This is a genomic window from Acidibrevibacterium fodinaquatile (assembly GCF_003352165.1).
In the GTDB taxonomy this organism is placed as follows: domain Bacteria; phylum Pseudomonadota; class Alphaproteobacteria; order Acetobacterales; family Acetobacteraceae; genus Acidibrevibacterium; species Acidibrevibacterium fodinaquatile.
Map to the genome: position 1 here is coordinate 1,626,026 of NZ_CP029176.1, position 23,705 is coordinate 1,649,730.

A 23,705-nucleotide genomic window follows, 5' to 3' on the forward strand; every position below is an offset into this window, starting at 1 on the left:
ATGGCAACGGAAATCCTCATGCCGGCACTGTCACCGACGATGACCGAAGGCAAGCTCGCCCGCTGGCTCAAGAAAGAAGGTGATGCGATCCGTGCCGGTGACGTGATCGCCGAGATCGAGACCGACAAGGCGACGATGGAGGTCGAAGCCGTCGATGAAGGCGTGCTCGGCAAAATTCTTGTCCCCGAAGGCGCCGAGGGGGTTGCGGTGAATACGCCGATCGCTCTTCTCGGCAGCGATGGCGAAGCCGCCGACGCCGCGCCGAAAGCAGCGCCGGCCGCGAGGCCTTCCCCCCCATCCCCGGCTGCAGCCCAACCAACCCCCCCGGCCGCGGCGGCGCAACCCGCGGCGGAAGAGAAAGATTGGGGGCCTGTGCAGAAAATTACTGTTCGTGAGGCGCTCCGCGACGCCATGGCCGCCGAAATGCGAGCCGATCCGGATGTCTTCCTGCTCGGGGAAGAGGTCGCGCAGTATCAGGGCGCCTATAAAATCAGCCAAGGCCTGCTCGAGGAATTCGGCGAAAAGCGGGTGATCGATACGCCGATCACCGAGCACGGTTTCACCGGGCTTGCGGTCGGTGCGGCGATGGCCGGGTTGAAGCCGATCCTCGAATTCATGACTTTCAACTTCGCGATGCAGGCGATCGACCAGATCATCAATTCCGCCGCCAAGACACGCTATATGTCGGGCGGGCAGATGAGCTGCCCGATCGTTTTTCGCGGCCCCAATGGGGCGGCGTCCCGGGTCGCAGCCCAGCACAGCCAATGCTATGCGAGCTGGTATGCGCATGTCCCCGGCCTCAAGGTCGTCGCCCCGTGGTCGGCGGCCGATGCCAAGGGTCTTTTGCGCGCCGCGATCCGTGATCCCAATCCGGTGATCTTCCTCGAAAACGAGATCCTTTATGGCCACAGCTTCGATTGCCCGACCGCCGAGGATTTCGTGCTGCCGCTCGGGCGGGCGAAAATCGAGCGGCCAGGCAAGCACGTCACCATCACCGGGTTTTCCATCACCGTCGGCACCGCGCTCGCCGCGGCCGAAGCGCTGGCTGGCGAAGGGATCGAGGCCGAGGTGATCAATCTTCGCACGCTGCGCCCGCTTGATATCGAAACCATCGTTGCTAGCGTCAAAAAAACCAACCGTCTGGTGACCGTCGAAGAAGGCTGGCCCTTCGCCGGCATCGGCGCCGAGATCGCGATGCAGGTGATCGAACACTGTTTCGATTGGCTGGATGCGCAGCCGATGCGTGTCCATGGTGTCGATGTGCCGCTGCCCTATGCCGCCAATCTCGAAAAACTGGCGCTGCCGCAGCCCGATTGGGTGATCGAGGCCGTGCGCAAAACCGTCCGCGGCATGGGCTGAGGGAGAAAATCATGGCCACCAACATCCTGATGCCGGCCTTGTCACCGACCATGACCGAGGGCACGCTGGCGCGCTGGCTCAAAAAAGAAGGCGACGACATTCGCGCCGGTGACGTCATCGCCGAAATCGAGACCGACAAGGCGACGATGGAGGTCGAAGCCGTCGATGAAGGCGTGCTCGGCAAGATTCTCGTCCCCGAAGGCAGCGCCGGGGTCAAGGTCAACGCGCCGATCGCGATCCTCGTCGCCGAGGGCGAAAAAGTACCGGCGCAAACTGATGCGCCGCCAGCGGCGCCCGGTAATGCGCCCGGTAATGCGAAAGAGACGCGCCAAGACGCCGCGCCGGCGCCCGCGCAGCCGGCCTCCCAATCCGCAAAACCAGCCGCGACAGTCAGCGCGGATCACGGCGAGCGGATTTTCGTCTCCCCCCTCGCGCGTCGTATGGCGCTGCAGGCTGGGATCGATCTTGCAACGCTTTCGGGCAGTGGCCCGAATGGGCGCATCGTCAAGGCCGATATCGAAGCGGCTCTCCGTAAACCGAGCGCCGCAGCTTCCGATACCGCGCCGGCATCAGCGGCGCCTCCGCCGCCGCGCGCCGGCGCGATCACCGCGCCGCACGAACTCGTGCCGCATTCCTCGATGCGCAAAATCATTGCCCGGCGCTTGAGTGAAGCGAAGCAGCAGATCCCGCATTTCTATCTCTCGCTCGATATCGGGCTCGATGCCTTGCTCGATCTCCGCGCCACGCTGAACGCGAAAGCGCCGAAAGAGGGGCCTGGCGCCTTCAAGCTTTCGGTCAATGACCTGATCATCAAAGCGGCGGCGATTGCGCTGCGGCGCGTCCCGCGTGTCAATGCGAGCTTCACCGAAGACGGTATTGCTTATTACCGCGACGTCGATATCAGCGTCGCGGTCGCGATTCCGGATGGCTTGATTACCCCAATCATTCGCGGCGCCGATCACAAAGGCCTTGCCGCGATCAGCAACGAGATGAAAGCCCTCGCCGGGCGGGCACGCGCCGGCAAGCTCAAGCCAGAGGAATACCAGGGCGGCGGCTTCTCGATTTCCAATCTCGGCATGTATGGTATCACGGCGTTTTCGGCGATCATCAACCCGCCGCAAAGCGCGATCCTCGCAATCGGCGCGGGAGAGAAGCGCGCGGTGGTTCGCGGTGATGCGATTGCCATCGCGACGATGATGACCTGCACGCTCAGCGTCGATCATCGCGTCGTCGATGGCGCGCTCGGCGCCGAATGGCTCGCAGCGTTCAAAGCGATCATCGAGGATCCGCTGAGCCTGATGCTTTGACACTCCGAACGGGAGCCGAAAATGGCTGACACCTCCTTTGATCTGATCGTGCTCGGCGGCGGGCCCGGCGGCTATGTCGCGGCGATCCGCGCAGCACAGCTCGGCATGAAAACCGCGGTGGTCGAGCGCGAGCATCTCGGCGGCATTTGTCTCAACTGGGGCTGCATCCCAACGAAAGCGCTGTTGCGTGCCGCCGAAATCAATCACATCCTGCACCATCTTCCGGAATTCGGGTTCGCCGCCGATAATGTTCGCTTCGATCTCGGCAAAGTGGTTGCGCGCTCGCGCGCGGTCGCAAAGCAGCTTTCGTCCGGCGTCGCTCATCTGCTCAAAAAAAACAAAGTCACCGTCTTCGATGGTGCCGGCCGGCTGGCGGGCGCGGGAAAGCTCGCGGTCACCAAGAACGACACGCCGGTCGCGACCCTCACGGCGCCGCATATCGTGCTCGCGACCGGGGCGCGGGCGCGCGAACTCCCTGGCTTGGAAGCCGATGGCAAGCTGATCTGGACCTACAAGGATGCGATGGTGCCGAAGACGCTGCCCAAGCGGCTTCTGGTCGTCGGCTCGGGTGCCATCGGCATCGAATTTGCCTGTTTTTATCGTAGCCTTGGCGCCGAGGTGACGGTGGTTGAGGTGCTCGATCGCATTCTCCCGGTGGAAGACGCCGAAATCAGTGCATTCGCGCAAAAGGCCTTCGAGAAACAAGGCATCACGATTCTCACCAAGGCGACGGTGAAGGGCGCGAAAAAGACGGCCGATAGCGTCAACGTCGAGATCGAGGCCGGCGGCAAGAGTTCGCAAATCACCGTCGATCGGGTGATCTCGGCGGTCGGCATCGTCGGCAATGTCGAGGCGATCGGGCTTGCCGAGGCCGGCGTACGGGTTGAGAAAACCCATGTCGTGATCGATGAATTTTGCCGCACCAATGTTCCTGGTATCTATGCCATCGGCGACCTTGCCGGCCCGCCCTGGCTTGCTCACAAAGCGAGCCACGAGGGTATCGTTTGTGTCGAGAAAATCGCCGGCGTCAAAGGTGTCCATCCGCTCGATGCGAGCAATATCCCCGGCTGCACCTATTGCCGCCCGCAAATCGCCTCGGTGGGACTGACCGAGGCCAAGGCCAAGGAGTCCGGGCGCGAGGTTCGCGTCGGGCGCTTCCCCTTCATTGGCAATGGCAAGGCGATTGCGCTCGGCGAGCCGGAGGGGATGGTGAAAACCGTGTTCGACGCCAAAACCGGCGAATTGCTCGGCGCCCACATGATCGGCGCGGAAGTGACGGAAATGATTCAGGGCTTCGCGATCGCCCGCACCCTCGAAAGCACCGAGGCGGAACTGATGGCGACGGTGTTCCCGCACCCGACGGTGAGCGAGGCGATGGCGGAATCGGTGCTCGACGCCTATGGCCGAGCGATTCATTTCTAACGCGGAAAATTTTTTTGCTTCTTTTTTTATAAAAAAAGAAGCGCTTGACTTCGTTCTTTTTTAGCGCCCCGTCAGAATCCGCGCGACCAGTTCCTTCACCGTCGGGATAAAGCCGTTCGAATAGAACGGGTCGGTCGCGAAGCGGAAGCCGTTATGGCCGCTGAACATCAGGTTGTTTTCGACCGAGTTCGGATCGTCGCGATCATGGGCGATGGCTTGCAGCGTCTTTTGGATGCAGAAGCTGCGCGGGTCGGCCTTTTTGCCGGTGCTGTAATCGGGCTCGTGCTCGCTCCAGTTGGAAAACCGGCACTGGCTCAAGCACCCCATGCAGGCGATCTGATCGGCGGTGATTTCGCGGGCCTTTTCCGGGGCGACGAAAATCAGCGTATTGTCGGGCGTGCGCAACGCTTCGGTGAACCCCTCGCGCTCCCATTCATGGGCGCGGGCGAGATCGGGGGGGGTGAGATAGACACTGCGCCGGCGCGGCCCGACGCCGTATTCCGCGACATGCTCGCCCACCGGCTCGGTGGTGTAGGCGACCTGACGCTCGTTGCGTTCGCGTAATTCGCGAATGAAGGCGTTATTGACGGCGCTGGAGTAAAAGCCGGTCGGGCTGAAGTGGTTGAGAAAAACGTCGCCCTCGGCCAGCGTCAGCAATTTCTTCTTCCACGCATCGCTGATCGGGCTTTCGCGCGTCAGCATCGGACGCGTGCCGAACTGAAACGCAATCGGACCGAGTTCGGGATTATCGATCCAGTCCCGCCATTCATCGAGCCACCAGACGCCGCCGGCCATGATGATCGGCGTCTCGCCCAGGCCGAAACTCCGCAGCAGCTTGCGCAAGGCGACGACCCGAGGGTAGGGATCCTCCGGCCGGGTCGGGTCCTCGCTGTTGGAGAGCCCGTTATGGCCGCCGGCTCGCCACGGGTCTTCATAGACGACGCCGCCGAGCAACTCCGCGGCCTTGCTGTAGGCGCGCCGCCAAAGGGCATTGAAGGCCCGCGCCGAAGAGACGATCGGGTAGTAATAGACGCCGAACCGGGCGGCGATGTCGGACAGGCGATAGGGCATGCCGGCGCCGCAGGTGATGCCGTTGATCAGCCCGCGCGCGCCCTCCAGCACCCCGGTGATGACCCGTTCTGCGCCGGCCATCTCCCAGAGGATATTGGCGTGGATGCGCCCGGCGCCGCCGGCCAGCTCATGCGCCTCGCGCGCCTGATGGATGCCGCCACGGATCGCGAAATCGACCAGCTCCTCGTGCCGCTCGCGCCGGGTGCGGCCACGATAAACCTCGAGAATCGGCGCGCCGCTCGCATCGTGCGCGTCGGCGTTGACGGCGCTGAACGTGCCGACGCCGCCGCTCGCCGCCCAATGGCCCGAGGTTTTGCCGTTGGACACCGAAATGCCTTTGCCGCCCTCGACCAAGGGCAGCACTTCGACCCCGCCCATCCTTATCGCATTGATCGCTGTCATGATCGTCCGGCCTCTCCGTCTCCTCTGCCGCACGCGCCGCTGGCGGGGTTCTGCCCGGGATTTTCGTCCCGGGCAAGAAAAACGCGCGCCCCGGCCTATTCGCCGTCCGCCCGCTCGCGCCGCCCCCCCTTGGGGCCGACCTTGTCGGTGATATCCTCGCCCGTTACCTGGTCGACGACCCGCATCGAGAGCTTGACCTTGCCGCGCTCGTCAAAGCCAATCACCTTGACCTTCACCGCGTCGCCGACATTGACGACGTCGCCCGTCTTGGCGACCCGCCCGGTGGAAAGCTCGCTGATATGGACGAGCCCGTCGCGCGAGCCGAGAAAGTTCACGAACGCACCGAAATCGGCGATCTTGACCACCTTGCCGGTATAGATCACCCCGAGTTCGGGTTCGGCGACGATGCCGCGGATCCAATCGATCGCCGCCTGCGCTTGCGCCGGGTCGGTCGCCGCGATCTTGATCGTGCCGTCATCCTCGATATCGATCTTGGTGCCGGTCTGCTCGACGATCTCGCGGATCACCTTGCCGCCGGTGCCGATCACCTCGCGAATTTTTTCCTTCGGCACGTTGATCACGGTAATGCGCGGCGCGTTCGCCGCGACATCGTGGCGCGCCCCGGCAATCGCTTTGGCCATCTCGCCGAGAATATGCATCCGGCCCTCGCGCGCCTGATCGAGGGCTATGCGCATGATCTCGGGCGTGATCGAGGCGATCTTGAGGTCCATTTGCAGGCTGGTGACGCCCTGTTCCGTGCCGGCGACCTTGAAATCCATGTCGCCGAGATGATCCTCGTCGCCGAGGATATCAGAAAGAACCGCGAATTTATGCGCCTCTTTGATCAGCCCCATGGCGATCCCGGCGACCGGCCGGGCGAGCGGCACGCCGGCATCCATCAGCGCGAGCGAGCTGCCGCACACCGTCGCCATCGAGGAGCTGCCGTTGCTTTCGGTGATTTCGCTCACCACGCGCAAGGTGTAGGGAAATTTGTCCTTGGCCGGGAGCAGGGGATGGATCGCGCGCCAGGCGAGCTTGCCATGGCCGACTTCGCGCCGCCCGGGGCTCCCCATGCGCCCGGTCTCGCCGACCGAATAGGGCGGGAAATTGTAATGGAGCAGGAAATGCTCGCGATAATCCCCTTCCAAAGCGTCGATGAACTGCTCGTCCTGGCCGGTGCCGAGCGTTGCAACGCAGAGAGCCTGGGTTTCGCCGCGGGTGAAGAGCGCGCTGCCATGGGCGCGTGGCAGAACCCCGACCTCGGCGACGATCGGGCGGACGGTCTTGGTGTCGCGGCCATCGATGCGAATGCCGGTATCGAGCACGGCGTTGCGCACGATATCGGCCTCGAGATCCTTGAACAACGCCTTGACGCGCTCGGGATCGACCCCGCTCTCTTCGGCCTCGAGGGTCGCGAGCACGGATTTCTTCACCGCCGCGACCTTGTCCTGACGCGCCTGTTTGATCTTTTCCTGATAGGCCTCGGTGAGCGGCGCGCGGGCCAGCGCATCGATGCGAGCGGCGAGCGCGCGCGCCCCTTCATCGGCCGCCGGCAGTTCCCAGGGCTCACGCGCCGCCTGTTCGGCAAGCTCGATGATCGCCGCGATCACCGGCTGGAACGCGGCGTGGCCGAACGTGACCGCGCCGAGCATGATTTCTTCGGACAATTCATGCGCCTCGCTCTCGACCATCAGCACCCCTTCGGCGGTGCCGGCGACGATGAGATCGAGGACCGAAGTCTCGCGCTCGGCGAGCGTCGGGTTGAGCAGGTATTGGCCATCGGCATAGCCGACCCGCGCCGCCCCGACGGGGCCGAAAAACGGAATCCCCGAGAGTGTCAGCGCCGCCGAGCAGCCGACCATGGCGACGATATCGGGATCGTTCTCGAGATCATGGCTGAGGACGGTCGCGATCACCTGAACCTCGTTCCTGAACCCCTCGGGAAATAGCGGCCGGATCGGGCGGTCGATGAGGCGGCTGGTCAGGGTCTCGCGCTCGGAGGGGCGGCCTTCGCGCTTGAAATGCCCGCCCGGGATGCGCCCAGCGGCGAAGGATTTCTCCTGATAATTGACGGTCAGGGGAAAGAAATCCTGCCCCGGCCGCGCCGATTTGGCGCCGACCACGGTGCAGAGCACGATCGTGTCGCCATAGCGTGCCATCACCGCGCCATCGGCCTGGCGCGCGATCTTGCCGGTCTCCAGCACCAGGGGACGTCCACCCCAGGAAATCTCCTTGCGGAAATGCTTGAACATTGTTTTCGTCGTCCTTCAAAACCAAGGCGCGACGCGGCGAGGAGGCCGGCGAAAGATCCCAACCTAAGATGCAGGCCGGCGTCTCGGGTCGCATGGGGCGGACTCTTCGCAGGGAACAAGGTGCGGGCAAAGATCCCTGGAGAGCCGCGAGCCACGCGGCCGGAGGCGCCGCTTCGAACCTACATCCCGGTTCGCACCCGGGGTGCGTCGATCAATCCACCGGAATTCCACCGCGATCGCGGCGGCCGGGGTTCTCCCGGCCCATTGCTCCGCACCCCCATGGCGCGGAGTCGGCACCGATGACCGCTATATAAGAGAAGTCACCGGCAACACCATACTATCATGACCCTCTCGCTGTTTCGCGACATCGCCACCACGCGCCTCAGCGGCGGAGGTTGAGCCGGCGAATCAGCCCCTCATAGCGTTGCACGTTCTTGCGCTTGAGGTAATCGAGCAGGCCACGGCGCTGGCCGACCAGCATCAAAAGCCCGCGCCGGCTGTGAAAATCCTTGGCGTGGGTTTTGAGATGTTCGGTGAGATTGCTGATCCGCTCGGACAGCAGCGCCACCTGAACTTCCGGGCTGCCGGTATCGCCGGGATGGGTCGCATATTCGGAAACCAGCGCCGTGCGGCGCTCGGGCGTAATCGACATCAGGATTTCTCTCCAGATGAGGGGTTACAACAGGCGTTCGGGGCAGAGCCAGCCATCTTCCAGCCGGCAGAGCCCGATCACGCGCTTCCCCGCCATCGCCCGCACCAACCCGCCTTGCGGGTCGGCCTGGGCAGGAATACGGCCCATCAGGGTCACCAGACTGATCGCCTGGCCGTTCTGAAGGCCGCTGGTCTCCACGTCCGTCAAGGCCAGCGCCGGGATGTCGGCCAGCGCGGTCGCGACCGGAAGCAGGAGATCCGGAGAAGCGGGCTCCGTATCGCCGCTTCCTGCGAGCTTGTCCAGCGAAATCGCCATCGTCTCGTCGAACGGCCCGACGCAGAGGCGCCTCAGCGCCGCGACATGGCCGAGGGTGCCACAGGCGAGCGCGAGATCGCGGGCCAGGCTCCGCATATAAACGCCCTTGCCGGACGCGACCTCGAACACCGCCGTTTCGGAATCGGGGCGGGCGATGAGTTCGAAACGGTCAACCCGCGCCGGGCGCGGCGGCAAATCCGGCGCGCGCCCCTCGCGGGCCATGTCATAGGCACGCTCGCCGGCGATCTTCACCGCCGAAAACACCGGCGGCACCTGCATGATGGCGCCACGAAACGCGGGCAGCGCCGCCCGGATCGTCGCATCATCGGGCCGCACCGCCGAGGTTGCGATCACCTGCCCATCGGCGTCGTCGGTATCGCGTGCCTCGCCGAAGCGGAGCGTGAAACGATAGAGCTTGGTGCCGTCCATCACATAGGGCACGGTCTTGGTCGCGGCGCCGAACGCCACCGGCAAGAGCCCGGTCGCCAGCGGATCGAGAGTGCCGCCATGCCCCGCCTTCTGCGCCGCGAAAGCGCGGCGAACCCGGTTGACGACATCGGTGCTGGTCATGCCGGCGGGCTTGTCGACCACCAGCCAGCCATCGAGCGCCCGCCCGCGACGTTTACGCATCCCTGCTTTCCTCACCATTGTCAGCCGAGATCGCGGGCCACCGCGGGCGAGTGGAGGAGAGCGTTGATCTCCGCCGCGTAATCGAGCGAGGTATCGACCTCGAAATGCAGCCTCGGCGCGAATTTGAGCCGCATGGCGTTCGCAACCTGGGCGCGCAGGAAAGGCTGGACATGCGCCAGAGCCGGCAGCAGGGCGGCGCCGTCGGCGCGGCCGAGGCGCGCGAAGAACACTCTCGCCGCTTTGAGATCAGGGGTGATGCGCACTTCGGTGATGGTGATCCGCGCGGCGGCGAGCTCGGGGTCGCGAAACTCGCCGCGCGCGAAGAGAGCCGCGAGCACGTGGCGGATCTCTTCCGCCACCCGCAATTGCCGCGGGCTGGATCCGGCGCGCTTCATGCCGCGACCAGCTCGGTCTCGAAGCATTCGACGATGTCGCCTTCGCGAAGATCATTGAATCCGGCAAAAGAAAGGCCGCATTCATAGCCGCGCGCGACCTCGCGGACATCGTCCTTGAAGCGCTTGAGCTGCGACAATTCGCCCTGATGGATGACGACGCCATCGCGCAGCAGCCGCACGCCGGCGCCCCGCTTGACCACGCCCTCGGTGATCATGCAGCCGGCGACCTTGCCGACCTTGGTGATATCAAACACCTTGCGGATTTCGGCGTAGCCCAGGAATTTCTCGCGGGCTTTCGGCGCTGTCTTGCCGCGCACCAGCTTCTCGACGTCGTCGGCGACCTCATAGATGATGCTGTAATAGCGGATATCGACGCCATCCCGCTGCGCGAGTTCGCGGGCCTGCGCGGTCGCGCGGACATTGAAGGCGACGACGACCGCCTCCGAGGCCTTGGCGAGCTGAATATCGCTTTCGGTGATCTGGCCGACGCCGGCATGAAGGACGCGAACCTTGACCTCCTCGCTGCCGAGCTTGCTGACGGTGACCGCCAGCGCCTCCGCCGAGCCTTGGACGTCGGCCTTGATCAGGACCGCGACCTCTTTCTGCTCGCCGGCCTGGATGCGCGCCAGCATCTGATCGAGGGTGCCGCGCCCGGCGGCAACGCCGGCATTGACCCGCTCGCGCGCTTTGCGTTGGCGGAATTCGGAAATCTCGCGCGCCCGCGCTTCGTTCTCGACCGCGACCAGCGGCTCGCCAGCCCCGGGCACCCCGGCGAGACCGAGAATCTCGACCGGCGCGGACGGCAGCGCCTCGCGTAGCGGCTGACCGCGATCATCGAGCATCGCCCGCACCCGCCCCCATTCGGCCCCGGCGACGACGATATCGCCTTGCCGCAGCGTGCCTTTCTGGACGAGGACGGTCGCGACCGGGCCGCGCCCGCGATCGAGCCGGCTTTCGATGACCGTGCCTTCGGCGGCGCGCTGAGGATTGGCACGGAGATCGAGGATCTCGGCCTGCAGCAAAATGGCCTCCTCGAGCTTGTCGAGGCCGGTGCGCTTGAGCGCCGAGACCTCGACCTCCTGGGTGTCGCCGCCCAATGACTCGACCACGATGTCGTGGCTGAGGAGATCGTTCCTGACCCGGTCTGGCTTGGCGCCGGGCTTGTCCATCTTGTTGATGGCGACGATGATCGGCGCGCCGGCGGCTTTCGCGTGACGGATCGCCTCGATGGTCTGCGGCATCACCCCGTCATCGGCGGCGACCACCAGGACGACGATATCGGTGACACTGGCGCCGCGCGCGCGCATCGCGGTGAACGCCTCGTGCCCGGGCGTGTCGATGAAGGTGATCCGCTCGCCCGAGCCAAGCCGCACCTGATAGGCGCCGATATGCTGGGTGATCCCCCCCGCTTCGCCGGCGGCGACATCGGTCGCGCGGAGCGCATCGAGGAGCGAGGTCTTGCCGTGATCGACATGGCCCATGACGGTGACGACCGGCGGGCGCTTGATCATCGCCGCATCGTCGTCGCTGGCACCGGCGAGACCGATCTCGACATCCGAGTCAGAGACCCGCTTGGCGCGGTGCCCGAATTCCTGGACCACGAGTTCGGCGGTATCGGCGTCGATGGTCTGGGTGATGGTTGCCATCACCCCGAGCTTCATCAGCGTCTTGATCACCTCCGGCGCCCGCGCCGCCATCCGGTTGGCCAATTCCTGCACCGAAATGCTTTCCGGCAATACGACGTCGCGCACAACTTTCACCTGGTCCGAACGTAGCCGGTCGAGTTCCGCCTGACGCCGCTCGCGGTCGCGCTGGCGGCGCATGGAGGCAAGCGAGCGCACGCGCTCATCCTCGTCTTCGAGCGCCGCCTGGACATCGATGCGGCTGCCGCGACGGCGATCCTCGGCGGTTTTCTTGACCGCCGGCACTTGCGGCTTGCGCGCCGGCGGGGCGCCGCCAGGACGGCGGGCAGGGCGGGCATCCTCGTCGTCCTCGCCACGCGCGCCACGCAGACGCAGGGTCTCGGTCGGTGCCGCGGGCTTGCTCGCCGGTGCCGCCGCCGGCGCGCGCGGCGCGGCGCGTGGCGCGGCTTCCTCGCCACTCGTGGCGGCGGCCGGCGCGGCCGCCGGCGCGGATGGGGCGGCGGCGCGACGGGCAGCCTCCGCCTCGGCGGCGCGGCGGGCGGCTTCCTCCTCGGCGGCGCGACGCGCTTCCTCCTCGGCGGCCCGGCGCGCTTCTTCCTCGCGCCGACGCGCTTCCTCGGCGGCGGAGAGAATGGAGATTTTTTCCTGCTCGCGGCGTTCGGCTTCGCGCCGCGCCGCTTCGCGCTGCTGTTCGACGAGGGCGCGCTGACGGGCGGCGAGTTCAGCCGCGGTCAAAGCCCGGCCGCTGCCGGCGACGCCGCTGCTCGCGGCGCGGCTCGCCGGTTCGCTGCGGCCGGAACCGCTCCCCGCGGCGGGCGCCGGCGCGGCGGCCGGATTAGCCACGGGGGCGGCGCTCCGCTTCTTGCGGACTTCGACCTGCACCACTTTCGAGCGGCCGTGGCTGAAACTCTGGCGCACAGAGCCGGCATCGACGGTGCGTCCGCCCTCGAGCCGCCCACTCGGCCGCAGCGAAAGCCGCCCCTTGCCGCTGTCCTGATCGTTACCTTCAGTCATTGACCCGTCCGTATCCCGTGCCCTGCCATCTGTCGCCCATTCCTGCGTCACGCCCTCGCGCCCTATCCGGCGCCCGCCAAGCGACCTCGCGCCACCGCCGCGCATCAATGGACCGCTTGCGCTCAATCCTCAAGCCGCATCTCCCGATGACGCCACATCCCTGCCCTCGATTCCGGCGAGGCGCGCGGTATCGGCGGCAATCATGGCCGCGAGCCGCCCCGCAACGAGTGCTACATGCACGACCCGCTCACGGGCGAAAACGCGCCCCAATTCCGCGCCAGAGAGCGGATCGACCACCGCGACCATGCCTCTCGGCTTCATCGCCGCGAGAAACCGGGCCCGTTCTTCGGCGCTGCCATCATGCGCTTCGACGACGAGACCGGCGCGGCCGGAGAGCAGCCATTCCCGCGCTTTATCGAAACCGGCGACGGCTTGCCCAGCCCGCCGGGCGAGCCCGAGGGTTTCGCCGATCCGTGCTCGCAATCCGACAGCGATATTAGCGGCGAGATCCGAAGGCACGCTCACCGGCCGCTTCGCCGCATGCGCGAACACTCCCCGCGTCGCCGCAGCTTTTAACACATCCTGCCGGGCGCTCAACCACATTCCCCGCCCCGGCAGCCGGAGCGCGAGGTCGGCGACGATCGCGCCCTCCGGTCCGACGACGAAGCGAATCATCGCCGCCTTCTCGGCGCGCACGCGGGTGACCAAACACCGCCGCAGCGGCCCACGCTCGCGCGCATCGTCGGCATCGTCCTCGGCATCGTCCTCTGCGCCATCCGCGCGCAACGCCTCGGGCGCGTCGTGCGGCGACCGCGGATCAGGTGTGCGCTCAGGCGTCTTTCTGTTCCTTCTCTTCGTCATCGGCGAACCAATGCGCCCGCGCGGTCATGATGATGGCGCTCGCCCAGGCGGTGGCGGTCTCGTCGTCCATCTCGCCTTTGCCGACGATTTCGAGCAATTCGTCAGCGGCGAGATCGGCGAGATCATCGAGCGTCTTCACGCCCTTTTCGCCGAGCGCGACCAGCATCGCCGGGGTCAGTTCGGCGATCGCCGCGACATCGTCGCTGACCCCAAGCGAGACCCGCTTTTCGTTGAGTTCGGCGTCGCGACGGGCGAGGAATGCCTCGGCGCGGCGGATCAGCTCGGCGGCGACGGCCTCATCGAACCCCTCGATCTCGGCCAACTCCTCGGGCGGCGAGAAAGCCAGCTCCTCGATGGTGTTGAACCCTTCCGCGACGAGCAGGCCAGCGATCACGTCATCGACATCGAGCGCTTCGACGAAAAGCCCGGTGCGGCGGCGGAATTCCTCCTGCCGGCGCTCGCTTTCCTCGGCTTCGGTGAGGATGTCGATGTCCCAGCGGGTGAGCTGGCTCGCGAGGCGGACATTCTGGCCGCGCCGGCCGATGGCGAGCGAGAGCTGGTCGTCGGGCACCACCACCTCGACGCGCCCGGCCTCCTCGTCGATCACCACCTTGGTCACCTCCGCCGGGGCGAGCGCATTGACGACGAAGGTCGCCGCCTGCGGGCTCCAGGGAATGATGTCGATCTTCTCGCCTTGCAGTTCCTGCACCACCGCCTGGACGCGCGAGCCGCGCATGCCAACGCAAGCGCCGACCGGATCGATCGAGGAATCGCGCGAGATCACCGCCATTTTCGCGCGCGAGCCAGGATCCCGCGCAACCGCCTTGATCTCGATGATGCCGTCATAGATCTCCGGCACTTCCTGGGCGAAAAGCTTGGCGAGGAAATTGGGATGGGTGCGCGAGAGAAAGATTTGTGGCCCGCGCGGCTCCTCGCGCACGTCATAGATATAGGCGCGCACGCGGTCGCCATTCCGGAAACTCTCGCGCGGGATCAGCTCGTCGCGCCGCAGCAGCGCCTCGGCGCGGCCGAGATCGACCATGAGATTGCCGTATTCGGTGCGCTTGACGGTGCCGTTGATGATTTCGCCAACGCGATCCTTATATTCCTCGTATTGGCGCTTGCGCTCGTATTCGCGCACACGTTGCACGATCACCTGTTTCGCGGTTTGCGCCGCGATGCGGCCGAAATCGATCGGTGGCAGCGGATCGACGAGATGCTCGCCGAGCTGGATATCGGGCTTGAACTTGCGCGCGATGGCGATCGGGATCTGGGTCTCCTCGTTCTCCACCGTCTCCACCGCCTCGGTCCAGCGCGAGAGATGGACCTCGCCGGTTTTCCTGTCGATGCGGGCGCGAATATCCTTTTCATGGCCATATTTGGCGCGGCCGGCCTTCTGGATGGCTTGTTCCATCGCCTCCAGCACCTCGTCGCGCTCGATCGATTTCTCGCGCGCGACGGCGTCGGCCACCAATAGCAATTCCGGGCGGGCGATCGCGGTATCCATGGCATGAGACCTTTCGATTGACGTTTCGGACGCGTTCATGGGCGGTTTCTTGTGATGGGATCAGTTGAGCGGTTTTTCGTTGAACGGCGGGGCGGCATCGGCGGCGAGCAGCGCCTCCGTCAGCACCAGCTTGGCGCGGCGAATCTCAGTGCGCGGCAGCGCGATTTCGCTGCCGTCATCGAGGCGAAGGCGCGCCGTCGCACGATCGGCGCCAAGCACGATGCCGACGAAGCGCTTGCGCCCCTCCTGCGCCACCACCATCTCGACGCGGGCGAGGTGGCCGGCGAAGCGGTTCCAGTCCTTCGCGCGGGTCAGCGGCCGGTCGATCCCTGGCGAACTGACTTCGAGCGTCCAGGCGCCGGGCAGCGGATCCTCGACATCGAGCACCGCGCCGAGCGTGCGGCTCAGCGCCTCGCAATCTTCGATGCCAAAGCGCGCGCCATCGGCCCGGTCGGCCATGATCTGCACCACCGGCCGCTCGCGCCCGGTCACCGCAACGCGCACCAGCTCATAGTCGAGGGCTTCCAGCGTCGGCGTGATGCGCGCGGCGATCTTGGCTTCGAGGCCGGTATGATGCGGGCGATCCTCGTCCAAAACAAATCCATCCAAAACAAAAAAGGCGGCCCGCGAAGGCCACCCCCCGTAACATCGCGGAGAATGTGTATGGCCCGCACATAGCGCCCCTCGCCGGGTTTCGCAAGGGGATCGGGGGCGGGGTCAGTGAAATAGACGTTCGCCATGCGCGGGGTTCGCGGGCGTCGTCCCTGCGGCGTGCGTGCTGATCCACCCGCCGGGCGGGGTGCTTTGGTTGGATGCCGAACCGTAAAGGGACCGGATATTGGCGATATCCGCTGCGTCGAAGGTTCTGTTGGTCGATCCCAGATTGGCGAACATCACGGAATTCCCGTCGGCGCGGTCCGCGAGCCCCCCTGCAGCAGAGGCCCCAGCATAACTCGGGGCGGCATCCATTCCCGTGCTCACTGCGATCTGGGTGAAGGATTGCTGGCCGATGATTCCTGCCATGACATCGAATGCCACGCCGGATGCGATGCCAAGCTTGGAGACCGCGCCGAAGCCGGCTTCAAGGCCGGTATGATGCGGGCAATCCTCGTCCAAAACACATCCATCCAACACAAAAAGGCGGCGCGCGGGGCTTTTGCGCCATGCCGCCGCCGCGCGCCCTCGCTGTAAGAATCGCTGGTGGATCAGCGCCGCTTGCGGCCCTGCCGGCGCTTCGCTATAGCCTCTCGCCACGGCCGGAGTGTAGCTCAGCCTGGTAGAGCACTGTGTTCGGGACGCAGGGGCCGGAGGTTCGAATCCTCTCACTCCGACCAGTTTCGGCACCCTGACCTTGGCGGCCGGGGCGGTGCCGCTGTTCCTCCCGTCCCGCCGCCCTGATGTCTATCTAATCGCACTGCGTTAGCGCTCAGCGCAAAGCCCTCGTTCTTCAAGCCGGGCCGAGCCAGGCGGCGAGCGGGGGCACGATGATCGCGGTGAGGATACCGTTGAGCCCGATCGCAAGGCCGCCGAAGGCGCCGGCGGTTTCGGAGTGGAGGAGGATTTGCGCCGTCGCCAGACCGTGGCCGGCGGTGCCGGCGGCAAGCCCCATCGCCCGCCAGTCGCTGACTCCCACGCGGCGCAGCAGCGGCACCGCAAGGATGCTGGCGATGAGCCCGGTGAGCAGGACGAACACCGCGGCAAGCGAGGGTTGGCCGCCGATCTGTTCGGCGATGCCCATCGCGATCGGCGTGGTGACGCTTTTCGGGGCGAGTGACAGCACGACGAGGCGCGGCGCGCCGAGGAGGCGCGCGATCAGGATCGCGCTGATTGCCGAGACCAGCGAGCCCGCGATCAGCGCCGGCAGGATGGCGCCGGCGGCGGCGCGGATGCGGCGGAGATTGGCGTACATCGGCACGGCGAGGGCGACCGTTGCCGGCCCAAGGAGAAAATGGACATATTGCGCGCCCTGGAAATAAGCGGCGTAGGGAACATGCGTTGCTTCGAGCAGCATCGCGAGCAGCAAAATTGCGACCAGCACCGGATTGGCGAGGGGGTGAAAGCGCAGCCGCCGGGCAATCGCGACGGCGAGCGTGTAGATCGTGAGTGTCGCCGTGAGGCCGAGCAGCGGCGAGGTCCGCAGATAAACCCAGAGATGAAAGAGATGCGGCATCTCACGCGTCCGGTCGCGCAAGGCGCTGCATCACCACGCCGGTAACGATCAGCCCGGCCATGGTCGAGCCGAACAAGGTCAGCACCACCGCGAGCCAGTTGGCGCCGAGCACATCGAGTTCGGTGATCACCCCAACCCCGGCCGGGACGAATAGCAGACCGAGATGCGAAAGCAGGCCCTCGGCCGCGCGTTTTATCTCCGGCGCTGATTTGCCTGCTCGCCCACGAAGCGCAAGACCCACGAGCAGGAGGAGCATCCCCAACACCGGCCCCGGCACCGGCAGGGCGAGTGCCCGCGTGAGAACTTCGCCGATGAATTGGCAGATCAACAAAACCGTCAATCCCTGCACCATCACGCCGCCTCCTCACGACAGCGCCGCAGGCACTGCCTCATGGATAAACGTTTTTTGGTTCTTTTTTTCAAAAAAGAACTTTTTTCTCACCCTCGTCTATACCCCGGCGCGCCCACCACTCAGCGATCGCGCATGTCGCGCTTACAACGCCCCGCCGCGCCGTCCCGCCGCCGCGCCGAGGCGGAGGCGCAACGCATTGAGCTTGATGAAGCCCTGCGCATCGGCCTGATTATAGGCGCCCTGGTCGTCCTCGAATGTCACCATACGCATCGAATAGAGGCTGTTTTCGCTCTCGCGGCCAATCACCGTCGCGTTGCCCTTGTAAAGCTTGAGCCGCACCCGCCCGCTCACCGATTTCTGGCTCTCATCGATCAGCGCCTGCAGCATTCGCCGCTCCGGGCTGAACCAAAAACCGTTATAAATCAGCTCGGCATAGCGCGGCATCAAACTGTCCTTGAGATGCGCCGCCTCGCGATCAAGGGTGATGCTCTCGATGCCGCGATGGGCGGCGAGCAGGATGGTGCCGCCGGGGGTTTCATAAACGCCGCGCGATTTCATGCCGACGAAGCGGTTCTCGACGAGATCGAGCCGGCCGATGCCGTTCGCCCGCCCAAGCTCATTGAGCCGGGTGAGAAGCGACGCCGGCGACAGCGCCTCGCCATCGATCGCGACCGGGTCGCCGGCGACGAAATCAATGGTGATGATGGTCGCGCGGTCAGGTGCGTCTTCGGGGCGGATGGTCCGCTGATAGACGATCTCGTCCGGCTCGATCGCCGGGTCTTCGAGGATTTTCCCCTCGGACGAGGAGTGCAGGAGATTGGCATCGACCGAGAACGGCGCTTCGCCGCGCTTGTCCTTGGCAATCGGGATCTGATGCGCTTCTGCGAACTCGAGCAGCTTCGCGCGCGAGGTGAGCGACCATTCCCGCCACGGCGCGATCACCGTGACATCGGGTTTGAGGGCGTAATAGGCGAGTTCGAAGCGCACTTGGTCGTTGCCCTTGCCGGTCGCGCCGTGGGCGACGGCGTCCGCCCCCACCGCTTCGGCGATCTCGATCTGGCGCGCTGCAATCAGCGGGCGGGCGATCGAGGTGCCGAGGAGATACTGCCCCTCATAGAGCGCGTTCGCCCGGAACATCGGAAAAACGTAGTCACGGACGAAGGTTTCGCGGAGATCCTCGACGAAAATCTCTTTTACGCCGAACATCTCGGCCTTGCGGCGCGCCGGCGCCAATTCCTCACCCTGGCCGAGATCAGCGGTGAACGTCACGACCTCACAGCCATAGGTCTCCTGCAGCCAGCGCAGAATGACGCTGGTATCGAGCCCGCCGGAATAAGCCAGCACCACTTTTTTCACGCTTTTCGCCGCCATCTTCGCCTCCATGCGATCGCACCGCCGCCTCATAGCGGCAATGCGGCGTGCCGAGAACAAGGAGGAAGGTTCTTTTTTGAAAAAAAGAACCAAAAAACTTTTCCCCGTTGGGCAGTGCCGCAGGCACTGCCCGCGCCGAGGCATTGGCCGCTCCGAGAAACCGGAGAAAAAGTCTTTTTGCTTCTTTTTCTTCAGAAAAAGAAGAGTCTTGCTCTGCGTTTTACTCTAAAGCGCGCCGATAAAGCCCGGCAGCCTCGGCGCGGAGCCGCACCAGCGTCGCCAGCAAATCAAGAACTGGGGTTTCGACGCCGGCGAGGCGCGCGAGATCGAGCGGCGCCATCAGCAGCGCGTCGATCTCCATCGCTCGGCCAAGCTCGAGGTCTTGAAGGATGCTCGGCTTGTGGCTCATGCCGAGATATTGGCGGACCTGCGCCTCGGCATCGATCTCAACGGTGCAGCCAAGCGCCGCGGCGATCGCCTGGCCTTCGGCGAGGATCGCGCGCCCGGTCGCGGCGATCACTGGATCGGTGTAGAGATCACGGGGCGCAAGGCCGGTGAGCACGCTGAACGGGCCGGACGTGAGGTTGAGGAGAAGCTTCGACCAGATCGCATCCCGGATCCGCGCCGTCACCTCGACCGCGAGGCCAGGCGAGGCGAGGAGAGCGGCAAGCGCTTCGATGCGCGGCGTGATCGCGCCGTCGGGCTCGCCGAGAATGAGGCGGCTCTGTCGGTTCTCGACGGCAACGAGGCCAGGGCGAAGCACGGTGCAGGCGGAATAGATCACGCCGCCGATCGCGCGCTCAGGCGCGATCGCGCGCGCGATCACGCCGCCGGGATCGACGCCGGAGAGCGCCGAGCCGGCGCGTTCACCATCGATCCCGCGCAGAAAATACCACCACGGAATGCCGTTCATGGCGAAGACCACGGCGGTCTGCGGCCCGAGCAGTGGCGCGATCGCTTGGGCGGCGTCGGGGAGCGAAGGCGCCTTGACCGCCATCACCACGACATCCTGCGGCCCGAGGGCGGCGGGATCGCTCTCGGCGCGCACCCGTACCGTGAAGGTGCCGTCTTTCGCGTCCAGGGTCAGGCCGCTTTCGCGGATCGCAGCCAGGGTCGCGCCGCGTGCGACGACGCTGGTTTCCGCCCCGGCGCGTGCCAGCCGCACCGCGAGATGGCCGCCGATCGCGCCAGCTCCGAACACGCAGATTTTCATGTCACCTCTCCATCCCGGTTTTCCACCGCCGCGACCAAAGTGTGCGCTTCGGCGAGACGTTCGAGCCGGCGCAGCACGCTCTCGCCGGCAAACGTGCCGCTTGCCCGCGCGAGACGCAGCACCAGCCGCCTGCCCGCGACGCTGAGCGCGGTCGCGGCCAGCAAATCGGGCGTGCCGGCCGAAAGCGTGTAAGCGAGACGGAGTGCCAAGCCCAGCCGCTCCGCCCGCGCCGCCGCCGCTGGGCTGAGCAATTGCCGCGCCGGCAGCAGAAAGGGCGCGGCGCTGTCGGCCTCGTAGCGGATGGCGATGACGAGCGCGAGATAGGCGCGGGCGTGATGGTCGATGCTGACGCCGGGTTGGCGGAGAATGCGCAGAAACGCCTGCTCCGGCCGGTATTCCGGATGGTCGTGGCTGCCGATGTCGGAAACCCAGCAGGCGGCGGCGCGGAGCAGCCGCTCGGGCGCGGTATCGTCGGCGAAAAGCGGCTCGGTCCAGGTGAATAACGCCGGCGGCAGGCCGGGATCGCGCCCGAAGCGGCGGCCTTGTTCGCGCGCCGCGGCGAGCAGCGGCTCTTCGGCGCGGATCTCTGGTGGCATCTGTGAGAGATACCAGCCCTCGCGCAGGCCATTGGCGCTGAACACGACGCGCGCCGCGCCGGTTGCGCGGAGCAAACGGCGAAGCACCACGGCGGCGAACGGCAGATCGTCGATCCGCCGGCGCGGAACCCCCGGCAGACGCTCCAAAACGCGCCGGCTCGCGCCACCGATCAGGGCGGCGAGATCGCGCGCCTCCTCGCGTCCGATCGCGTAATGATGGACGATGTTGAGCGGATAGCCGGTCTGCGCGATGTGGATGCGTGCCAGCGCCCGCCACGCGCCGCCGACGAGATAGAGATCGCGCCCGCCGGCCTCGGCGAGATCGGGGACGGTGGCGATATCGGTCTCGACGATGGCGCGCGCCCGCGCCGGCTCGCCGCCCGCGCGCTCGGCGAGCCGGATCACCCCGAGTTTCAGCGTCGTGGCCGGCCCCACCGCGCCCGCCCGCAGCGACACCAGTTCGAGCGAGCCGCCGCCGATATCGGCAAGCAAGCCATCCGCATTGGGAATCCCGCAAAGCACCCCGGCGGCGGACAATGCCGCTTCCTCGGCGCCGGAAAGCACGCGGATCGGCACCTCGGGCAAGCGGGCGCGGATGTCTTCGACGAACGCGCCCCCGTTGGTCGCATCCCGCACCGCGGCGGTCGCGAGAATTTCGAACGGCGCGGCGCCCATGGCGCGGGCAATCGCGTGATAGCGGCGCAGCACGAGCAGCGCCTGCGCCATGCCTTCCTCGTGCAAGGCTCCGCTCGCCTGCAGCCCGCGGCCGAGCCGGAGCACCGCTTTTTCGTTGAATATGGCGAGTGGGTTGCGCGCCCGGCCTTCGAACACCACGAGGCGGACGGAATTCGAGCCGAGATCGACCACCGCAAGGCGCGGCACATCGGCGGGAGGGGAAAACGGCATGCCGCCCGCCTCAATCCTCGGTCAGGCGTGGGGCGCGGCGGAGCGGCGTCATCGCGGCGCCGTGGAGTGCTGAGCCGCGTCCCGAAAGCGAGGGGTTGGTGGTGAAATAGTCATGCGCCGAGACGGGTTTTCGCCCCGGCGCCACCCGCCGCCAAGCGCCATCGGCGGCGAGTTCCCACGATTGCACCGAATCCTTGAGATTGATCACCATGATCTGGTCGAGCACCTGGGCATGGACAGTCGGGTTATGGATCGGCACCAAGGTTTCGACGCGCCAATCCATGTTGCGCTCCATCCAATCGGCGCTGCTGATATAGACCCGCGCCGCCGGGCTCGGCAGTTTGTGGCCGTTGCCAAAGACGCAGATGCGGCTGTGTTCGAGAAACCGCCCGACGATCGATTTCACCCGGATATTGTCCGAAAGTCCCGCAACACCCGGGCGCAGGCAGCAGATGCCGCGCACCACCGCCATCACCTTGACCCCGCCCTGCGACGCCGCATAGAGCGCATCGATCAGACGCTGATCGACGAGGGCGTTCATCTTGAGCCAGATCGCCGCCGGCCGGCCGGCGCGCGCGAAGCTAATCTCGCGTTCGATCAGCTCGAGCAGAACCGGGCGCAGCGTCAACGGGCTGAAAGCCAGCGCCTCCATCCGCGCCGGACGGGCATAGCCGGTGAGATAGTTGAAGAGGCGGGCGGCGTCGCGGGTCAGCGGCGGGTCACAGGTGAAGAAGGAGAGATCGGTGTAAATGCGCGCCGTGATCGGGTGGTAATTGCCGGTGCCGAAATGGGCATAGGAACGCATCACATTGCCCTCACGGCGCACGACGAGCGACAGCTTGGCATGGGTTTTCAGCTCGACGAAACCATACACCACCTGCACGCCGGCCGCTTCCAGGGTGCGCGCCAAGCGGATATTGGCCTCCTCGTCGAAGCGGGCGCGGAGTTCGACCAGCGCCGTGACCGATTTCCCCGCCTCCGCCGCCTCGATCAGCGCCTTGACGATCGGGCTGTCGCGCGAGGTGCGATAGAGTGTCTGCTTGATCGCAACGACATGCGGATCGAGCGCCGCCTGGCGGAGAAACTGCACGACGACATCGAAGCTCTCGAACGGGTGATGGACGATGATGTCTTTCGCGCGGATGGCGGCGAAGCAATCGCCGCCGAAATCGCGGATGCGCTCGGGAAAGCGTGGCGCGACCGGCGGGAACAGAAGATCGGGGCGGTCCTCGGCGATGAGCTGGCGAAGATCGGCAAGCCCGAGCAGCCCGTCTTGCACCACCACCTCCTCGGCCGGCACATCGAGTTCGTCGCTGACCAGGGCGCGGAGATCGTCGGGCATCCCGGCATTGACCGCGAGATGGATCGCAATCCCGCGCCGGCGACGCTTCAGCGCCGTCTCGTAGGAGCGCACCAGATCCTCGGCCTCTTCCTCGAACTCGACGTCGGTGTCGCGAATGACGCGAAAAAACCCGAGTCCCTCGACGCGATAGCCGGGGAATAGCCGGTCCATGAACAAAACCGTGATATCATCGAGCATCACGAAGCGGATCGCCTCGCCTGGCGCTGCCTGGGGCAGGCGGATGAAGCGCTCGATCTGCGCCGGCAGCGGGATGAGCGCGCGCATGCCATGCCCATCGGCCTCGCGCACGAGGCGAAGCGCCATCACCAGGCCCATATTGGGGATGAACGGAAACGGATGCGCGGGGTCGATCGCGAGCGGCGAGAGCACCGGGAAAATCCGTTCCATGAACCAGGTATCGAGCCAGCGCCGGTCCTCGACACTGAGCGCGCCCACGAGAGAGGCGGGATCGCTGAGGAGATCGAGCCCGACGCGGCTAAGGGCTGCGCGAAGATCGTGCCAGACACGCAATTGCTCGGCCATCACGCGCCCGGCAAGCGCCCTGATCTCGGCCAATTGCTGCGCCGGGGTGCGGCCATCGGGGGACGGGGTGACGATCCCGGCGCGGGCCTGGCCGATCAGCCCGGCGACGCGGACAGAATAGAATTCATCGAGATTGGAGGCGCTGATCGAGAGAAACCGCACCCGTTCGAGCAGCGGGTGGTTGGGATTTTCCGCCTCTTCGACGACGCGAAGGTTGAAGTCGAGCCAGGAGAGTTCGCGGTTCAAGAACCGCTCCGGCCCAAGCGAGACCACTGGCGGCGTGGCCTCGACCGTCTCTCTCTCGGCGGCAAGCGTGTCGGCGGGGCTGGTGTCCGGCATCGTTGGGCATGCTAGAGCACAAACGCCGGCGGGGAAAGCGGCG

19 protein-coding genes and 1 tRNA gene are annotated in these 23,705 nt (G+C 65.9%); 4 read left to right on the forward strand and 16 right to left on the reverse strand.

Annotated elements, in window-relative coordinates:
* From DEF76_RS07855 to lpdA, 3 genes are read left to right on the forward strand one after another with little or no spacing between them, the layout of a single operon-like run.
* Complete coding sequence (locus tag DEF76_RS07855; RefSeq protein WP_114911860.1) at positions 1-1,359, forward strand: pyruvate dehydrogenase complex E1 component subunit beta; 1,359 nt, start codon at positions 1-3, stop codon at positions 1,357-1,359.
* A gap of 11 nt (positions 1,360-1,370) precedes the next feature.
* A complete protein-coding gene (locus DEF76_RS07860) occupies positions 1,371-2,666 on the forward strand; it encodes a pyruvate dehydrogenase complex dihydrolipoamide acetyltransferase (protein WP_114911861.1) in 1,296 nt (431 codons plus the stop codon).
* 21 nt (positions 2,667-2,687) lie between these two features.
* Complete coding sequence (gene lpdA, locus DEF76_RS07865; protein WP_114911862.1) at positions 2,688-4,088, forward strand: dihydrolipoyl dehydrogenase; 1,401 nt, start codon at positions 2,688-2,690, stop codon at positions 4,086-4,088.
* Positions 4,089-4,148: 60 nt separating this feature from the next.
* On the opposite strand, the gene DEF76_RS07870 is transcribed toward lpdA, so the two are convergent.
* The 10 genes from DEF76_RS07870 to DEF76_RS07915 all read right to left on the reverse strand — a co-directional run bounded on the left by DEF76_RS07870 (position 4,149) and on the right by DEF76_RS07915 (position 15,946).
* The gene (locus DEF76_RS07870) at positions 4,149-5,561 is read right to left on the reverse strand and encodes an NAD(P)H-dependent flavin oxidoreductase (protein ID WP_114911863.1); all 1,413 of its coding nucleotides are present in this window, start codon (positions 5,559-5,561) and stop codon (positions 4,149-4,151) included.
* A gap of 95 nt (positions 5,562-5,656) precedes the next feature.
* The gene (gene pnp / locus DEF76_RS07875) at positions 5,657-7,813 is read right to left on the reverse strand and encodes a polyribonucleotide nucleotidyltransferase (protein WP_114911864.1); all 2,157 of its coding nucleotides are present in this window, start codon (positions 7,811-7,813) and stop codon (positions 5,657-5,659) included.
* 382 nt (positions 7,814-8,195) lie between these two features.
* A complete protein-coding gene (gene rpsO / locus DEF76_RS07880; RefSeq protein ID WP_114911865.1) occupies positions 8,196-8,465 on the reverse strand; it encodes a 30S ribosomal protein S15 in 270 nt (89 codons plus the stop codon).
* Positions 8,466-8,489: 24 nt separating this feature from the next.
* Positions 8,490-9,410 (reverse strand): tRNA pseudouridine(55) synthase TruB, encoded by a 921-nt coding sequence (gene truB, locus DEF76_RS07885; RefSeq protein ID WP_114911866.1) that lies wholly within the window; start codon positions 9,408-9,410, stop codon positions 8,490-8,492.
* A 20-nt stretch (positions 9,411-9,430) separates the two neighbouring features.
* Positions 9,431-9,805 (reverse strand): 30S ribosome-binding factor RbfA, encoded by a 375-nt coding sequence (gene rbfA, locus DEF76_RS07890; RefSeq protein WP_240319141.1) that lies wholly within the window; start codon positions 9,803-9,805, stop codon positions 9,431-9,433.
* A complete protein-coding gene (gene infB, locus DEF76_RS07895; RefSeq protein ID WP_114911868.1) occupies positions 9,802-12,462 on the reverse strand; it encodes a translation initiation factor IF-2 in 2,661 nt (886 codons plus the stop codon). Before infB ends, rbfA begins: the two co-directional genes overlap by 4 nt.
* 129 nt (positions 12,463-12,591) lie before the next feature.
* The gene (locus tag DEF76_RS07900; RefSeq protein WP_240319142.1) at positions 12,592-13,248 is read right to left on the reverse strand and encodes an RNA-binding protein; all 657 of its coding nucleotides are present in this window, start codon (positions 13,246-13,248) and stop codon (positions 12,592-12,594) included.
* 43 nt (positions 13,249-13,291) lie between these two features.
* The gene (gene nusA / locus DEF76_RS07905) at positions 13,292-14,830 is read right to left on the reverse strand and encodes a transcription termination factor NusA (RefSeq protein WP_114911870.1); all 1,539 of its coding nucleotides are present in this window, start codon (positions 14,828-14,830) and stop codon (positions 13,292-13,294) included.
* A gap of 60 nt (positions 14,831-14,890) precedes the next feature.
* Positions 14,891-15,424, reverse strand: a complete 534-nt coding sequence (gene rimP / locus DEF76_RS07910; RefSeq protein ID WP_114913742.1) for a ribosome maturation factor RimP — start codon at positions 15,422-15,424, stop codon at positions 14,891-14,893.
* 123 nt (positions 15,425-15,547) lie between these two features.
* Positions 15,548-15,946 (reverse strand): hypothetical protein, encoded by a 399-nt coding sequence (locus DEF76_RS07915; RefSeq protein ID WP_114911871.1) that lies wholly within the window; start codon positions 15,944-15,946, stop codon positions 15,548-15,550.
* Positions 15,947-16,087: 141 nt separating this feature from the next.
* Here DEF76_RS07915 and DEF76_RS07920 point away from each other — a divergent pair.
* Positions 16,088-16,164: transfer RNA gene (locus tag DEF76_RS07920), tRNA-Pro, on the forward strand.
* Between the two features lie 113 nt (positions 16,165-16,277).
* Here the strand turns inward: DEF76_RS07920 and DEF76_RS07925 are convergent.
* From DEF76_RS07925 to DEF76_RS07955, 6 genes are all read right to left on the reverse strand, one after another.
* Positions 16,278-17,000 (reverse strand): LrgB family protein, encoded by a 723-nt coding sequence (locus DEF76_RS07925; RefSeq protein WP_114911872.1) that lies wholly within the window; start codon positions 16,998-17,000, stop codon positions 16,278-16,280.
* 1 nt (position 17,001) lies between these two features.
* Positions 17,002-17,352 (reverse strand): CidA/LrgA family protein, encoded by a 351-nt coding sequence (locus DEF76_RS07930; protein WP_114911873.1) that lies wholly within the window; start codon positions 17,350-17,352, stop codon positions 17,002-17,004.
* 141 nt (positions 17,353-17,493) lie between these two features.
* Complete coding sequence (locus DEF76_RS07935) at positions 17,494-18,723, reverse strand: argininosuccinate synthase (protein ID WP_114913743.1); 1,230 nt, start codon at positions 18,721-18,723, stop codon at positions 17,494-17,496.
* A gap of 220 nt (positions 18,724-18,943) precedes the next feature.
* Positions 18,944-19,936, reverse strand: coding sequence for a ketopantoate reductase family protein (locus DEF76_RS07945; protein WP_114911874.1), 993 nt, complete (start codon positions 19,934-19,936; stop codon positions 18,944-18,946).
* A complete protein-coding gene (locus DEF76_RS07950) occupies positions 19,933-21,438 on the reverse strand; it encodes a Ppx/GppA family phosphatase (protein ID WP_114911875.1) in 1,506 nt (501 codons plus the stop codon). Before DEF76_RS07950 ends, DEF76_RS07945 begins: the two co-directional genes overlap by 4 nt.
* A 10-nt stretch (positions 21,439-21,448) precedes the next feature.
* Positions 21,449-23,662, reverse strand: a complete 2,214-nt coding sequence (locus DEF76_RS07955) for an RNA degradosome polyphosphate kinase (RefSeq protein ID WP_114911876.1) — start codon at positions 23,660-23,662, stop codon at positions 21,449-21,451.
* Between the last annotated feature and the right edge of the window lie 43 nt (positions 23,663-23,705).